Annotated in this window: 12 protein-coding genes; 6 read left to right on the top strand and 6 right to left on the bottom strand. The window is 75.1% G+C overall.

Features of this window, described 5'->3' with window-relative positions; all coding sequences use genetic code 11:
- The first annotated feature begins 72 nt into the window (after positions 1-72).
- Complete coding sequence (locus AC0693_RS32985) at positions 73-573, top strand: cupin domain-containing protein (RefSeq protein WP_478803802.1); 501 nt, start codon at positions 73-75, stop codon at positions 571-573.
- On the opposite strand, the gene AC0693_RS32980 is transcribed toward AC0693_RS32985, so the two are convergent.
- Positions 537-1,976 carry a WGR domain-containing protein gene (locus AC0693_RS32980; protein ID WP_469318892.1) on the bottom strand — a complete coding sequence of 480 codons (1,440 nt, stop codon included), beginning with the start codon at positions 1,974-1,976 and terminating at the stop codon, positions 537-539. The two genes, AC0693_RS32985 and AC0693_RS32980, sit on opposite strands and share 37 nt — an antisense overlap.
- 92 nt (positions 1,977-2,068) lie before the next feature.
- Here AC0693_RS32980 and AC0693_RS32975 point away from each other — a divergent pair, with 92 nt between their 5' ends.
- On the top strand, positions 2,069-2,746 hold the full coding sequence (locus AC0693_RS32975) for a nucleoside/nucleotide kinase family protein (protein ID WP_478803801.1): 678 nt from the start codon (positions 2,069-2,071) through the stop codon (positions 2,744-2,746).
- A 48-nt stretch (positions 2,747-2,794) separates the two neighbouring features.
- On the opposite strand, the gene AC0693_RS32970 is transcribed toward AC0693_RS32975, so the two are convergent.
- Positions 2,795-3,754: a carbohydrate kinase family protein gene (locus AC0693_RS32970; RefSeq protein WP_469318890.1), complete on the bottom strand. Its 960-nt coding sequence runs from the start codon at positions 3,752-3,754 to the stop codon at positions 2,795-2,797.
- Positions 3,751-4,674, bottom strand: a complete 924-nt coding sequence (locus AC0693_RS32965) for a pseudouridine-5'-phosphate glycosidase (protein WP_478803800.1) — start codon at positions 4,672-4,674, stop codon at positions 3,751-3,753. Before AC0693_RS32965 ends, AC0693_RS32970 begins: the two co-directional genes overlap by 4 nt.
- 185 nt (positions 4,675-4,859) lie before the next feature.
- Between AC0693_RS32965 and AC0693_RS32960 the strand changes: the two genes are divergently transcribed.
- Positions 4,860-5,258: a cupin domain-containing protein gene (locus AC0693_RS32960; protein ID WP_356413029.1), complete on the top strand. Its 399-nt coding sequence runs from the start codon at positions 4,860-4,862 to the stop codon at positions 5,256-5,258.
- Here AC0693_RS32960 and AC0693_RS32955 read toward each other — a convergent pair.
- The 3 genes from AC0693_RS32955 to AC0693_RS32945 form a co-directional block, all read right to left on the bottom strand.
- A complete protein-coding gene (locus AC0693_RS32955; RefSeq protein ID WP_469318949.1) occupies positions 5,248-6,525 on the bottom strand; it encodes an MFS transporter in 1,278 nt (425 codons plus the stop codon). The genes AC0693_RS32960 and AC0693_RS32955 overlap by 11 nt on opposite strands.
- A gap of 382 nt (positions 6,526-6,907) precedes the next feature.
- Positions 6,908-7,459, bottom strand: coding sequence for a methylated-DNA--[protein]-cysteine S-methyltransferase (locus tag AC0693_RS32950; protein WP_469318889.1), 552 nt, complete (start codon positions 7,457-7,459; stop codon positions 6,908-6,910).
- Between the two features lie 67 nt (positions 7,460-7,526).
- Positions 7,527-8,576 (bottom strand): glycerophosphodiester phosphodiesterase, encoded by a 1,050-nt coding sequence (locus tag AC0693_RS32945; protein WP_469337912.1) that lies wholly within the window; start codon positions 8,574-8,576, stop codon positions 7,527-7,529.
- Between the two features lie 444 nt (positions 8,577-9,020).
- On the opposite strand from AC0693_RS32945, the gene uvrB reads away from it, so the two are divergent.
- The 3 genes from uvrB to AC0693_RS32930 all read left to right on the top strand — a co-directional run bounded on the left by uvrB (position 9,021) and on the right by AC0693_RS32930 (position 13,910).
- Entirely contained in the window at positions 9,021-11,165 is a 2,145-nt protein-coding gene (gene uvrB, locus AC0693_RS32940; RefSeq protein WP_469337914.1) for an excinuclease ABC subunit UvrB, read from the top strand.
- A gap of 83 nt (positions 11,166-11,248) precedes the next feature.
- On the top strand, positions 11,249-11,827 hold the full coding sequence (locus AC0693_RS32935) for a TerD family protein (protein ID WP_356413021.1): 579 nt from the start codon (positions 11,249-11,251) through the stop codon (positions 11,825-11,827).
- An 85-nt stretch (positions 11,828-11,912) separates the two neighbouring features.
- On the top strand, positions 11,913-13,910 hold the full coding sequence (locus tag AC0693_RS32930; RefSeq protein WP_478803799.1) for a TerD family protein: 1,998 nt from the start codon (positions 11,913-11,915) through the stop codon (positions 13,908-13,910).
- The last annotated feature ends 201 nt before the right edge of the window (positions 13,911-14,111 follow it).

Raw genomic sequence — 14,111 nt, 5'->3', positions numbered from 1 at the left:
CCTGGAGCCTGCCTACGGTGAACCACTCCAGGGGCGCCGGCCGCCCCCGGAGGGAGCGCGGAGGAGGCGTACATGGGCGGGCCGAAGCCGATGGCCGGGATCGCGGGCGCGGCGCCCCGCAGACGACGACTGCCGGCCCCCGCCGCGCGGGAAGAGCCCGGGCGCATACGCCCGGCGGCCGGGCCGTCGGCCCTGGCCGACCTCCTGGAGCGGGAGATCGTCCTGGAGCCCGGCGGTTCCACCGGCTGGCACTTCCACCACGTCCCGCTGCACGCCGTCGTCCGGTCCGGCACGCTCACCCGGTTCCTGTACGACGGCACGGTCGAGGTGCACGAGGCCGGGACGCGCTTCGTCGAACGCGGCGGCGCCGAACACGTCCACCTCGGCCGCAACCTCGGCGCCGAGCCGGTCGTCCTGCACGTCACCTACGCCCTCCCCGAGGGGCTGCCCCTCTCGGTCGACGCGCCCGCCCCCCGCCGCGCCCGGGACGGCCGGCCCGGCCCGGCCGCGGAGCCGCCGTCCGCCGCGGTCCCCGCTCACACCAGGCGGCGTATCTCCCCGCGCACCCGGTAGAAGCCCCCGGGCGCCGAGTGCAGCCCGTCCACCACGTACCGGGCGCCCGCCTCCCGGATGCCCCGCGGGAACTGCACGTTCCAGGAGGGCTCGAAGCCGCCCGATACCACCTGCACCCGCATCCGCCCGCCCTGCTGGACGCACTCGACCACCACGCCGCCCGCGGGCGCGACCGTCACCGTCGCCACCGCGGCCGGCGACGCGGCCGGGGTGAACACCGGCAGGGCCGCCGCCGACTTCACGTCCAGCGCGGTCGGCACCGAGCCCTGCTGGGCCGCCGCGATGGCCGCCTCGCTCGCGTCCACGCACACCAGCGATCCGTCGGTGGTCACCAAGTACAGCCGCTCGTCCAGGTACTGCATCGACAGCGCGGAACCGCTGCCCGTGCCCAGCTTCCACAGCCGCCGCCCGTCGGCGTCGAAGCAGTACACCGACGAGGACGAGTCCCCCGCGAAGACGTGCCGGCCGTCGGGCGAGGTCGCGCACGCGTACACCGCCGCGTCGCACCGGTAGGTGGCCTCGACCGTCCCCCGCGCCTTCGATATCCGCTCCACGGTGTACCGCGAGGTCCCCGCGTACACCGCGTGGTCCTCCTGCCAGCCGAAGAGCACCTGTCCCTTGGTCGCGGTGTGCCACAACTCGCCGCTGCCGTCCGGGGCGTACGCCGTCACGCCCGCGCTGTGCCCGTGGTAGACCGCGTCCCCGTCGGTCCGCACCATCCACCCGTTGGAACCGGAGGACCGGCGCGACCACTGGAACTCGTCCTCGTGGTCGATGACCGTCAGACCGCCGTCGCGGTCGGACACGGTGAGCACGCCCTCGTGGATGTCCAGCCAGAAGATGTCCACGTCCGCCGCGATGTCGTACGCCCCGAAGGGGACCTTCGACGACAGGTCGTACACCGTGCCGTCGTCGCAGCCCGCGTAGATCCAGAACTCGTCCGCCACCAGGCACTTGACGCCGTCCGGCAGCGCATAGCGGGCCAGCACCTCACCGCCGTGGCTCAGCGTGTAGACGTCCCCGGCCTGGTTGCCGACCCAGCAGCGGTCCTCGTCCACATGGATTCCGAACGCCGAGGCGCCCGTGCGGAACCGCCACAGCACCGGCGCCACCGCGCGCGCCGTCGAGGGAGCCGAGGCCACCTGGCGGCGGGAGACCGCGCGCGCCGTCCGCTGGCCCCGGACGGCGGGGGCGTACCCCTTGCGGACCTTCTCGCCGACCTTCTTCGCGGCGGCCGCCCGCGCCTTCTCCAGGGTCGGGAAGGAGGAGTTCTGCACCTGGCCCTCAGCCCCGATCCGGCCGTAGCGCACGGAGACGGCCGTCCCGTCGACGGTCACCTCGTAGAACTTGTGGGCGCCGCCACCTTCCTGCGACAGCTCCAGGTACGTCGTCTCGCGAGCCATGACAGACCCCTCCCCAAGGCCGGGCCGACGGCTCTTGCGCGTCGGTGATCCCTTGTCGAGAAACGCTACGGCCGACCACTGACAATGGGACCGTGCAGCTGGAAGCGATCACATGGCAGGGGATGGCCGAGCGGCTCGCGGGCCATCTCGACGAGGCGCGGCCGGCTCCGGGCGGCGCCGCGGACGCCGGCGGCGATCCGGGCGGGGCAGCGTCCTGGCTGCGGGTCGCCGTGGACGGCGCGCCCGCCGCCGGTACCGGCACGCTCGCCGGACACCTCGCCGACGCCCTGCGCCTGCGCGGCCGTTCGGTCCTCGTGGTGCCCACCGGCGGATTCCTGCGGCCCGCCTCGCTGCGCTTCGAGCACGGCCGGCGCGACGTCGACTCCTACCTCGACGGCTGGTACGACACGGCGGCCCTGTGGCGCGAAGTCGTCGGCCCGCTGGACCCGGGCGGCAGCGGCCGGGTGCTGCCCGACCTCTGGGACCCGGTCACCGACCGGGCGACCCGCAGCCCGTACGTGACCCTGCCGCCGGGCGGAGTACTCGTCCTGCACGGACCGTTCCTGATGGGCCATTGGTTCCCCTTCGACCTCAGCATCCACATCCGGCTGTCCGCCGCGGCCCTGGCCCGGCGCACGCCCGAGGCCGAGCGCTGGACGGTACCGGCCTTCGCGCGCTACGACGCCGAGACCGGCCCGGAGTCGGCCGCCGACGTCATCGTCCGCGCCGACGACCCCCGCCACCCCGCCTGGACCGGACCCCCGCGCTGAGCCGCGGTGCTCCCGCCGCCACCGCTCCCGCCGCCACCGATCCGCCGCCTACGGCCGGCCGCCCAGCCGGGTCACCGCCACCGCCCCCGCGCGGCACCCCGCCCGCGCCGCTTCCACCGGGCCCGCGCCCGCCAGCCGGGCGGCCAGGAACCCGCCGGTGAACGCGTCGCCCGCGCCCGTGGAATCCACCGCCAGCGCGGGCTCCGCCGCGACCTCGGCGCTCACCCGGCCCCCCTCGGCGACCAGCGCCCCGGCCGGACCGCGGGTCACCACCACCAGCGGCACCCGCAGGCTCAGCTCCGCCGCCGCCCGCGCCGAAGGGGCCGGGCCGGGCAGCCCGGCCAGCAGCCGCGCCTCGTCCTCGTTGGGCAGGAGCACATCGGCCCCCGCCACCGCGTCCAGGAAGCGGTCCACCCCCAGCGCGGCCAGGAACCCGGCCGAGGCGGGGTCCACGCTCACCGGTATGCCGCGCTCCCGGGCCGACCGCAGCGCGAGGCGGGCCAGCTCCCGGCTGGTGTCCCCGAAGAAGAGGTAGCCGGACAGGTGCAGGTGGGCCACCCCGTCCAGCAGCTCCGGGGTCCAGTCGGCCCGGGAGAGCCGCAGCACCGCCCCGCTGTCGGTCAGGAAGGTCCGCTCCGCGTCCTTGCCGACCAGCGCCACCACCGTCCCGGTCGGCTCCACCGGATCGGTCACCAGCAGCGGCCGCACCCCGGCGGCCACCAGGGCGTGTTCGTGCCACCGCGCCGACTCCGCGCCCACCCGCGCGAGCAGGGCGACGTCGGCGGCGCCCTCGTGGGCCGCCCAGCAGGCCGCGTTGGCCCCGGCGCCACCGGGCATCGTACGGATCCGGGCGGCCGTGTCGGTGGCCGGAGCCAGCGGTTCCAGGTGCACGGCGACCACGTCCGTGACCACGTCCCCGACCACCAGCAGGCTCCCCGCGAACTCCGCGGCCGGTGCGCCGGGCCGGCCGGTGGGCGCGTGCCCGGGCGTTCCCCCCGGCCCGCTCACCAGGCCGCCCAGGCCGACGCGATCCGCGCGCCCAGGCGCACGTTGCCGCGCACCGCCGCGAGGTTGGCCTCCAGCGAGGCCCCGCCGGTCGCCCGGACCAGGAAGCCGAGCAGGAACGGGGTCACCGCCTGCCCCGTGATGCCGCGCTCCCGGCACTCAGCGAGCGCCTCGGCCAGGACCCGGTCGTGCAGGTCGGGGTCCAGCTGCTCCGACTCGGGGACCGGGTTGGCGACCAGCAGCGCGGAGCCCGGCCCGCCCAGGGCGTCCTGGGCGGCCATCACCGCGGCCACTTCCTCCGGCCGGTGCACGGTCCAGTCGACCGGCTCGCCGGAACTGCGCAGGTAGAACCCGGGAAAACGTTCCGTCCCGAAGCCCAGCACCCCCACGCCCAGCGTTTCCAGCCGCTGGAGCGTGGCGGGGACGTCCAGGACCGACTTCACGCCCGCGCACACCACAGTGATCCGGGTCCGGGCGAGCAGCGGAAGGTCCGCCGACTCGTCCTGCGCCCGCGCCCAGTCGCGGTGTACGCCGCCCAGCCCGCCCGTGGCGAAGACCCGCAGCCCGGCCCGGGCGGCCAGGAAGGCCGTCGCCGACACCGTCGTCGCCCCGGTGGCGCCCGCCGCCATCGCGGGGGCCAGGTCCCGGTGCCCGAGCTTGCGCACGCCGTCACCGGTGGCGATGCGCTCCAGCTGTGCCTTGTCGAGCCCGGCGTACGGCACTCCGTCGAGCACCGCGACGGTCGCCGGAACCGCGCCCTCCGACCGGACGAGCGCCTCCAGTTCCCCGCCCACCTGAAGGTTGCGGGGCCGGGGCAGGCCGTGCGCGAGGATCGTCGATTCGAGGGCGACGACGGGCCGCTGCTCCGCGAGCGCGTCGCGGACCTCTTCCGACAGGACCGGAACCGCTGTGTGCTGTGACATGTCCCCATCCATGGCACGGGATCCCGGCCGCCAAACGCGCCCCCGGCCCAACTGTCCGAGATGCGCGGGGTGCGCGCGGCGCTCGCAGTGCTCGCGCCCCTGGACAGGGTGACTCGTCCGCGCTCCCGATCCTGGACGTCCTGGTCACCGCGCCGGGCCGGCCGGCCGGGCTAGGGTTTCGCGCCATGAGCACCGAAGACCCCGCCGCGCCCGCCCCCGCGCCCACCTCCGCCCCCGCCTCCTTCGCCGTGTCCGTGCCCGATCTGGCGGATACGGAACTGGAGGCCGAGGAGCTCGACCCCGCGCAGATCCTGTCCGGCGACCCGGTGGTGACCGGCAAGGTGCTGTGGGAGTCCGCGGACGGCAAGCAGCTGCGCGGAATCTGGCAGATCACGCCCGGCACGGTCACCGACACCGAGGCGAACGAGCTGTTCGTCGTCGTCAGCGGCCGGGCCACCATCGAGGTCGAGGGCGGCGCGCGGCTGGAGGTCGGCCCCGGCACCGCCTGCGTGCTCCGGGAGGGTGACAGGACCACCTGGACCGTGCACGAGACGCTGCGCAAGGCCTACCACATCAGCCTTTGACGGCCCCGCCGCCGGTGGCCGCGGGGCCGGCGGCCACGGGGTGGCGGCGCGCGGTGAACAGCGCCAGCCCGGCCATCGGCAGCAGCAGCGCGGCGCCGACCGCGTTCAGCCAGCCGTAGCCCGCCTGGGCGACGATCAGCCCGGACACCGCCCCGCCGACGCCCGCGCAGGTGTTCATGGTCAGGTCGGACAGGCCCTGTACGGCCGCCCGCGCGGCCTGCGGCACCGAGTCCGTCAGCAGCGCCGAACCGGAGACCAGCCCGGCCGACCAGCCCAGGCCCAGCAGGAACAGTCCCGCCGCGGTCTGCGCGTGGTGCGCTCCGGCGGTGCCCGCCAGCAGCGCGGCGATCGCGAGCAGTCCGGCGGCCAGCCCGATCACGGACAGCCTGCCGAGCCGGTCGGCGAGCCATCCCATCACCGGCGAAAAGGCGAACATCCCGGCGATGTGCCCGCTGATCACCAGCCCGATCAGCTGGAGGCCGGCGCCGTGGTGGCCCAGGTCGACCGGGGTCATCACCATGATCGAGACCATGGCGGTGTGCGTCACGGCGACCGTCACCAGCGCCAGGCGCGCCCGGGGCGAGCTCCGTACGGCGGCGAACCCGGCCCGCAGCGAGCGGGCACCGGCCGCCTGCTCGGCCGGTCCGGCCAGCGCCCGCGCGGTCAGCAGCGGATCCGGCCGCAGGAGGACGCCGATCAGCAGCGCGGTGAGCAGGAAGATCGCGCCGGCCCACAGGAAGGGGCCGGCCTTCTCGGGTATGGACGTCCCCGCGAAGCTCCGGCTGGCCGGAGCCGACAGGTTGGGTCCCAGCACCGCACCGATGGTCGTGGCCCACACCACCGTCGAGATCGCCCGGGCCCGGTGGTCGGGGGCCGCCAGGTCGGCGGCGGCGAACCGGCACTGCAGATTGGCCGAGGACGCGGCGCCGAAGGCGGCCATGCCGACGAGCAGCAGCGGGAAGTTGCCCAGCACGGCGGCCAGGACCACCAGGCCCGCGCCGCCCGCGCCGATCAGATAGGCGAGCACCAGCCCCGGCCTGCGCCCGCGCGCGGTCATCAGCGCCGCGAGCGGGAGCGAGACCAGGGCGGTGCCCACGACGGAGGCGGTCGAGGCCAGCCCGGACATGGCTTCGGTGCCGCTGACCTCGGTGGCGAGCACCGGAGCCAGCGCGATGCTGATCGGTATGCCCAGGCCGCCCAGGATCTGGCCGGCTATGAGGACGCCGGAGGTGCGCCTGCGCAGCGTGGGCAGGTCGGCCTCGGTCACCTCGCGGACCTCAAGGGCCGTGCGGCCCCAGCGCCGCCGCGGGCCCGGGCGCGCCGCGCGGTCCGGCGGCGCGGCCGCGACGGGGTCGGCGGGAGCGCCGGGGTCGAGGGGCGCGTGGGGGTCGACGGGCGCGCCGGGCCCTACGGCGGCACCGGCTCCGGCCGGCGCACCGGGCTCGGCGGGGCCGCCGGAGCGGTCCGTACCGTGCGGGGCGGTCACGACGTACACCTCCGGTCCGGCGGGCAGGAGCGGACGGGCCGTGCGGGGCGGGGGACGGCGGGCGGGGCCGCGGCAGCAGTCACCGGCGCAGTGTCGCACCGCCCGCCGCCCGGGGGAACCGGATAGTTCCAGGTCAGCTGCCGGGGAGCCGCGGCCCCGCCGCTCAGAACAACGGCTCCGGGAGGACGCCCTCCAACGCCAGTAGGGTGCGCTTGGTCTCCACCCCGCCGCCGAAGCCGCCGATCCCGCCGCCGTTCTCCACGACCCGGTGGCAGGCCACGACCAGCGGCAGCGGATTGGAGCCCATCGCCGCGCCCACGGCCTGGGCCGCGCCGGGCTGGCCGACCCGGGCGGCCAGCTCGCCGTACCCGACGACCGCCCCGTACGGCACGGAGCGGTCCAGCTCCTGGAGCACCTGGCGGTGGAAGCCGGAGCTGAGGCGCCAGTCCAGCGGGAGGTCGAAGCGCCGCAGACCGCCCGCGAAGTAGGCGGCGAGCTGGCGTACGGGCTCGGCCAGCAGGACCTCCTCGCCCGGCGCCGGGCGGACGGCCGCCGCGCCCAGCCGGTCGATCAGCGGCCCGGCCGTCCGCGCGGACGCGTGGAAGGCGACCTTGACCAGACCTTCGTGGGTCGCGGCGAGGAGGAGCGGACCGATGGGGCTGTCGACCACGGTCCATTCGAGGTGCGGCCCCCGGGGCCGCTCGGTGCTGTCCACCCCACCACCGTACGGCGCCCCGCCGACAACGCCCCGGGGCCGCTTCCGGCCGCCCGGGACGGGCGGGTCAGTACCCGTAGACCGTCTGGCGCACCACGTCCGGGGCGTTGGTGATGATGCCGTCCACGCCCATCTCCACGACGCGCTCGGTCGTCTCCGGATCGTCCACGATCCAGGTGTCCACCTCCATGGGCCGGCCGTGCGGCCCCCGGAGGGCGTGCACGTCGGCCACCCACTCGGCGGAGATCTCCCGGAACCAGGGGTTGATCCGGTCGGAGAAGGCGGCGTACCGCTCCAGCTCGTCCTCCGGCGGCGCGCCGAGGAAGGCGGTCACCAGATCCGGACGCAGGCTGTGCACCAGGGCCACCGAGTCGGCGCTGAAGCTCTGCACGACGAGGCGGGAGGCGACGTGCCGGTCGTCGAGCCAGCCCGCCCGGTCGAGCTGCTCCAGGATCTGCCGCTCGATCCCCGGGTACAGCTCCGGCTTCTTGACCTCCAGCAGCAGCCGGCCCTGATTGCGCTGGACCCGGTCCAGGTACTCCGCCAGCGTCGGGACCCGGGCGCCGGCGAACTCGGGACGGAACCAGCTGCCCGCGTCGAGCCGGGCGATCTCGGCCGCGGTGAAGTCCTTCACCCGCCACGGGCTGCGGTTCGGGAACACCGTCCGGGCGTCGGTGGTCCGCTTGAGGGTGTCGTCGTGGATCACCACGAGCACGCCGTCCTTGGTGCGCTGGACGTCGTTCTCCACCCAGTCGAAGCCCAGCCGGGCGGCGAGGTCGATGGAGGCCAGCGTGTTCTCCGGGGCGTACGCCGAGGCCCCCCGGTGGGCGTACACCACCGGCAGCCCGAACAGCCCCGGCCGCGGCCCCGCCAGCGGAGCGGAGCGGGGCGCGGCGGCCCGGCCCGCGCTCCCGCGCAGCGCGGCGGGACGCACGGCCGCGCCCGTGGCGGGACCCGTGACCGGGCCCCGGGCGGTACGCGCGCCCGGCTCGGCCGGCGGTCCGGCCGACCGCGCCGGCGCCGGGTGGGCGGCCCGGGTGGCGCCGGCCGGCCCGCCCAGCGCGCAGAGGGTGATGCCCAGCACGGCGGCAGCCGCGGCAACGGTTCGGACGTACATCTGCGGTCTCCTCGGGTCACGGGTCAGCAAGGGGTCGACTCGCGGGTCGTGAAGGGGCCGGCCGGCGGCCCGGCCGGACGCGCGGGCGGGCGGGGGCGCGGGGCGCGCGCGGGCGGGAGCGGGAGCGGGGCGGGGGCGCGGGGCGGCGGGGCGGACGGCGCGGCCCGGCGGTGCGGCGCGCTCGGCGGCTCGGCGGTGATGACTGGTCCCGCCCCTCCTGGCGCATCTGACGGCCCGTCGCGGTGTGTGACGGCCTGCTCGCGATGATGCCGTTCCCCCTCGGCGCGTCGCCACCGAACTACGACAAACGGACCAGGGCCGCCGGGCGTCCCGGGACGTCACGGAGCCGGGACCGCGCTGGTCGCACGGGGGTCGGCCGCCCGTCGCGGAGCCCGGCGGGCGCGCGGATGCGTGAGTGTCAGTGGGGGGCCGTACGGTTGACTCATGCGGCCCGTATCGAAGATCGAACGCACGGTGGCGCCTTTCGAGGTCGTCAGTCCCTACCAGCCCAGCGGCGACCAGCCGGCGGCCATCGCCGAGCTGGAGAAGCGCATCCGCGCGGGGGAGAAGGACGTCGTCCTGCTGGGCGCGACCGGCACCGGAAAGTCGGCCACCACGGCCTGGATGATCGAGAAGCTCCAGCGGCCGACGCTGGTCATGGCCCCGAACAAGACGCTGGCCGCCCAGCTGGCGAACGAGTTCCGCGAGCTGCTGCCCAACAACGCCGTCGAGTACTTCGTCTCGTACTACGACTACTACCAGCCCGAGGCCTACGTCCCGCAGTCGGACACCTACATCGAGAAGGACTCCTCCATCAACGAGGAGGTCGAGCGGCTGCGCCACTCCGCGACCAACTCGCTGCTGACCCGCCGCGACGTCATCGTGGTCGCCTCCGTCTCCTGCATCTACGGCCTCGGCACCCCGCAGGAGTACGTCGACCGGATGGTCTCGCTCAAGGTCGGCGAGGAGTTCGACCGTGACCAGCTGCTGCGCCGGTTCGTCGACATCCAGTACACCCGCAACGACGTCGCCTTCACCCGCGGCACCTTCCGGGTGCGCGGCGACACCATCGAGATCTTCCCGGTGTACGAGGAGCTGGCCGTCCGGATCGAGATGTTCGGCGACGAGATCGAGGCCCTCTCCACCCTGCACCCGCTGACCGGCGAGGTGATCAGCGAGGACCGCGAGCTGTACGTGTTCCCCGCCAGCCACTACGTCGCCGGGCCCGAGCGCATGGAGAAGGCGGTCCGGGGCATCGAGGCGGAGCTGACCGCGCGCCTGGACGAGCTGGAGAAGCAGGGCAAGATGCTGGAGGCCCAGCGGCTGCGCATGCGCACCACCTACGACCTGGAGATGATGCGCCAGATCGGGTCCTGCTCCGGCATCGAGAACTACTCGCTGCACATGGACGACCGCGAGCGCGGCTCGGCGCCCAACACCCTCATCGACTACTTCCCCGAGGACTTCCTCCTCGTCATCGACGAGTCGCACGTCACCGTGCCCCAGATCGGCGCCATGTACGAGGGCGACGCCTCGCGCAAGCGGACCCTGGTCGACCACGGCTTCCGGCTGCCCTCCGCGCTGGACAACCGTCCCCTGAAGTGGGAGGAGTTCCAGGAGCGGATCGGCCAGACCGTCTACCTGTCGGCCACGCCCGGAAAGTACGAGCTCTCGCGCGGCGACGGCTTCGTCGAGCAGATCATCCGGCCCACCGGCCTGATCGACCCCGAGGTCGTCGTCAAGCCGACCGAGGGCCAGATCGACGACCTGGTGCACGAGATCCGCCAGCGCGTCGAGAAGGACGAGCGGGTCCTGGTCACCACCCTCACCAAGAAGATGGCCGAGGACCTCACGGACTACTTCCTGGAGCTCGGCATCCAGGTCCGCTACCTGCACAGTGACGTGGACACCCTGCGCCGCATCGAGCTGCTGCGCGAGCTGCGGGCCGGCGAGTACGACGTCCTGGTCGGCATCAACCTGCTCCGCGAGGGCCTCGACCTGCCCGAGGTCTCGCTGGTGGCCATCCTCGACGCCGACAAGCAGGGCTTCCTGCGGTCGGGGACCTCGCTGATCCAGACCATCGGCCGCGCGGCGCGCAACGTCTCCGGCCAGGTCCACATGTACGCGGACAGCATCACCCCGGCGATGGCCCAGGCGATCGACGAGACGAACCGGCGCCGGGAGAAGCAGGTCGCCTACAACACGGCGCACGGCATCGACCCGCAGCCGCTGCGCAAGAAGATCAACGACATCGTGGCCACCATCGCCCGCGAGGAGGTCGACACCGAGCAGCTGCTCGGCACCGGCTACCGCCAGCAGAAGGGCGGCAAGGACGCGAAGGCGCCGGTGCCCGTGCTGGGCGCCCGGGCGGCGGCGGTCAAGGGCGGCAAGGCCGCGAAGGGCGGCGCCCGGGGCGAGGTGCTCACCGACCGGCCCGCCGCGGAACTGGCCGCGCTGATCGAGCAGATGACCGAGCGGATGCGGGCGTCCGCGGCCGAGCTGCAGTTCGAGGTCGCGGCCCGGATCCGGGACGAGGTCGGGGAACTGAAGAAGGAGCTGCGGCAGATGAAGGAAGCGGGCCTCGCCTGAGCCGGAGCCGGTCAGTAGTGTTCGGGCGTGGAACAGCCGCAGGTACTCGCTGCCTGGGGGTGGCTATGGAGAGGGGACAGCGCGTGACGGTCAACATGACCAAGGGTCAGGCCATCAGTCTGGAGAAGGCGGACGGGGGGACGCTGACCGCGGTCCGCATGGGCCTCGGATGGCAGGCGGCCAAGCGCCGCGGCCTGTTCGGCGGCCGTACCCGGGAGATCGACCTGGACGCCTCGGCGGTGCTGTTCGCCGGCAAGGAGCCCATGGACGTCGTCTTCTTCCGGCACCTGCAGAGCGACGATGGTTCGGTCCGGCACACCGGCGACAACCTGGTCGGCGGCGCCGGCCAGGGGGGCGACGACGAGTCGATCCTCGTCGACCTCCAGCGCGTACCGGTGCACATCGACCAGATCGTCTTCACGGTGAACTCGTTCACCGGCCAGACGTTCCAGGAGGTGCAGAACGCCTTCTGCCGCATCGTCGACGAGACCAACGGCCAGGAGCTGGCCCGCTACACGCTCGACGGCGGCGGCCAGTACACCGCGCAGATCATGGCGAAGGTGCACCGCGCGGGCGCCGGCTGGAAGATGACGGCCCTGGGCAACGCGGCCAACGGCCGGACCTTCCAGGACCTGCTTCCGGCGATCCTGCCGCACCTGTAGTCACCGGTCCCGCCGCGCCTGCCGTCACCCGGCGGGCGGCGGCGGCCGCCGACAAGAACGCGTACGACGGGGGAGGGGCTGCACGATGACGGCCGAACTGGTCCGGGGGCAGAACCACCCCCTGTCCCGGCACCGGGTGGAGATCAGGGTCTCGGCGGGCACACCCGTGCTCGCCGGGGCCGCGCTGGGCGACGACCGGGGGATGCTGGACGGCCCCGGATCCCTGGCCCACCCCGGTGCGCCCCGGGTGCCCGGCCTGGAGGTGCCCGGCGCCGCGGCCGCTCGGCACGCCTTCGCGGTCGACCTGGACGAGGTCCCCGCCGCCGTGCACAGGGTCGGGGTCGTGCTGGCGCTGCCGCCCGGCGGCCCGGCCCGCTTCGGCGCGGTCGCCGCGCCGCACGTGGCCGTGGCCGCCCCCGACGGCGCCGAGCTGGCCGGGTACACCCTGACCGGGCTGGACGCGGAGACCGCCGTCGTCGCGGTCGAGCTGTACCGCCGCCAGGGCGCCTGGAAGGTCCGCGCCGTCGGCCAGGGGTACGCCGACGGTCTCGCCGCCCTCCTCACCGACCACGGGCTGAGCGCCCCGGCCGCCGCGGACCTCGCCGCCGAGGCCCACGCGGCCGCGGGCTCCGGGTCCGTCGACCCTGCGCCCGTCCCGGGCTCTCCGGGCTCCCCCTACTCCGCCGCGCCGGCGGGGACGGAGTCCGTGCCCGCACCGCCCCCCGTACCGGCGCCCGCGGCTTCCGCTACCCCGGCCCCGCCGACGGCCCCGCTCGCAGCGGCCCCGCAGGAACCGGTCCCCGGCCCGGTGCCCCCGCCGCCGCCCGCGGACCCCGGCTCCGGCCCGGACGGGCCGCCCACCATCAGCTACGCCCACCCGCGCCGCTCGCGCACCGACGCACCCCCGGCGCCCGCTCCGCAGGCCCCGCCCGCGCGGCCCGGCGAACCGCCCCGCCCGGTCGCCGGTGACGCCACCGGCTGGACCATGGACGAGCGGCTCTACAACCAGGTCTGGGGCATGTTCGAGGACCTGGCCCGCTCGGTCTCCGCCTACCGCGGCGCCGCCGACCACGCCGAGACCCGGATGGACCGCGAACTGGACGAGGCCCTCGCCGACCCCCGGAACCGGCTGGGCGGCTCCGGCGACGGCGCCCGGGAGAAGGCCCGGGCCCGCCGCGACGACCTGGTCGGCCGCGCCCGGGCCGTCCTGGACCGGGACCTCGCCCAGCTGACGGCCGAATCCGAGGTGGTCGAACCCGCGCTCCCCGCCGCCTTCGCCCACTGGGACAACCCCGTCTGGCACGCCCACCGGATCCCCGCCGAAGCCCCCCTGGCGCTGCGCCTGGGCGACCTGCACCTGCCGGAGTGCCCCGGGCTGCGCATCCCCATGCTGGTGCGGTTCCCGCTGGAGCGCGGGCTGTGGATCGACAACGGCCGGACCGGCTCCGAGGCGTCGATGGCGGCGGACACCGCCCCGCTGCGCCGGGCCGCCATGGACATGGCCGTCGCGCACGCCGTACGGCTGCTCGCCGTGCACCCCGCGGGCCGGTTCTCCGTGCACGTCATCGACGCCGCCGGAGCCGGGGCCGACGCGCTGGCCCCGCTCGTGCGGGCGGGCGTCCTGGCGGCGCCGCCCGCCGCGGGGGCCGCCGGGGTCACCGAGACCCTGGCGCGGCTCACCCGCCGGGTGGACCTCGTACAGATGGCGGTGCGGGCCGGGGCGCCGGAGGACCTGCCGCCGGACCTGGACACCGCCGAGCAGCTGCTGATCGTCCACGACTTCCCGCATGGCTTCGACGACCGGGCGGTCACCCGGTTGCGCTACCTGGCCGACGAGGGTCCCGCGGTCGGCGTGCACCTGCTGATGGTCGCGGACCGTGACGAGTCCTCGGCGTACGGGCCGCTGCTGGACCCGCTGTGGCGGTCGCTGATGCGGCTGTCGCCCGTCCCCGACAACCACCTGGCCGATCCGTGGGTGGGTCATGCCTGGACCTTCGAGGCGTCGTTCCCGCCGCCCGGCAGCCGGGTCCTGGACCAGGTGCTGGACCGGATCGTGGAGGCGCGAGGCGGGCGCGGCGCCTGAGCGGACGGCCCCGTGCGGGGCCGTCGGCCGAGCGGTTCCTGACCAGTGCCTGACCTTCTCTTGGCCTTCTCTTTACCAAAAGGGGTGGAGCGGGGTACCCTCGTGAGTGCGGAGGGGAGTATTCCTGCTTCCCAGCTACGGCGTGCCCGTCAATACGGACCGTGACCGGTCCCGGGGCGTCGGCCCACGGCCTCCTGGCCG

The sequence above is a fragment of the Streptomyces sp. NPDC043876 genome (assembly GCF_056435825.1).
The sequence above is the reverse complement of the archived record's forward strand: the minus strand, read 5'-3'. Positions and strand labels throughout refer to the sequence as shown.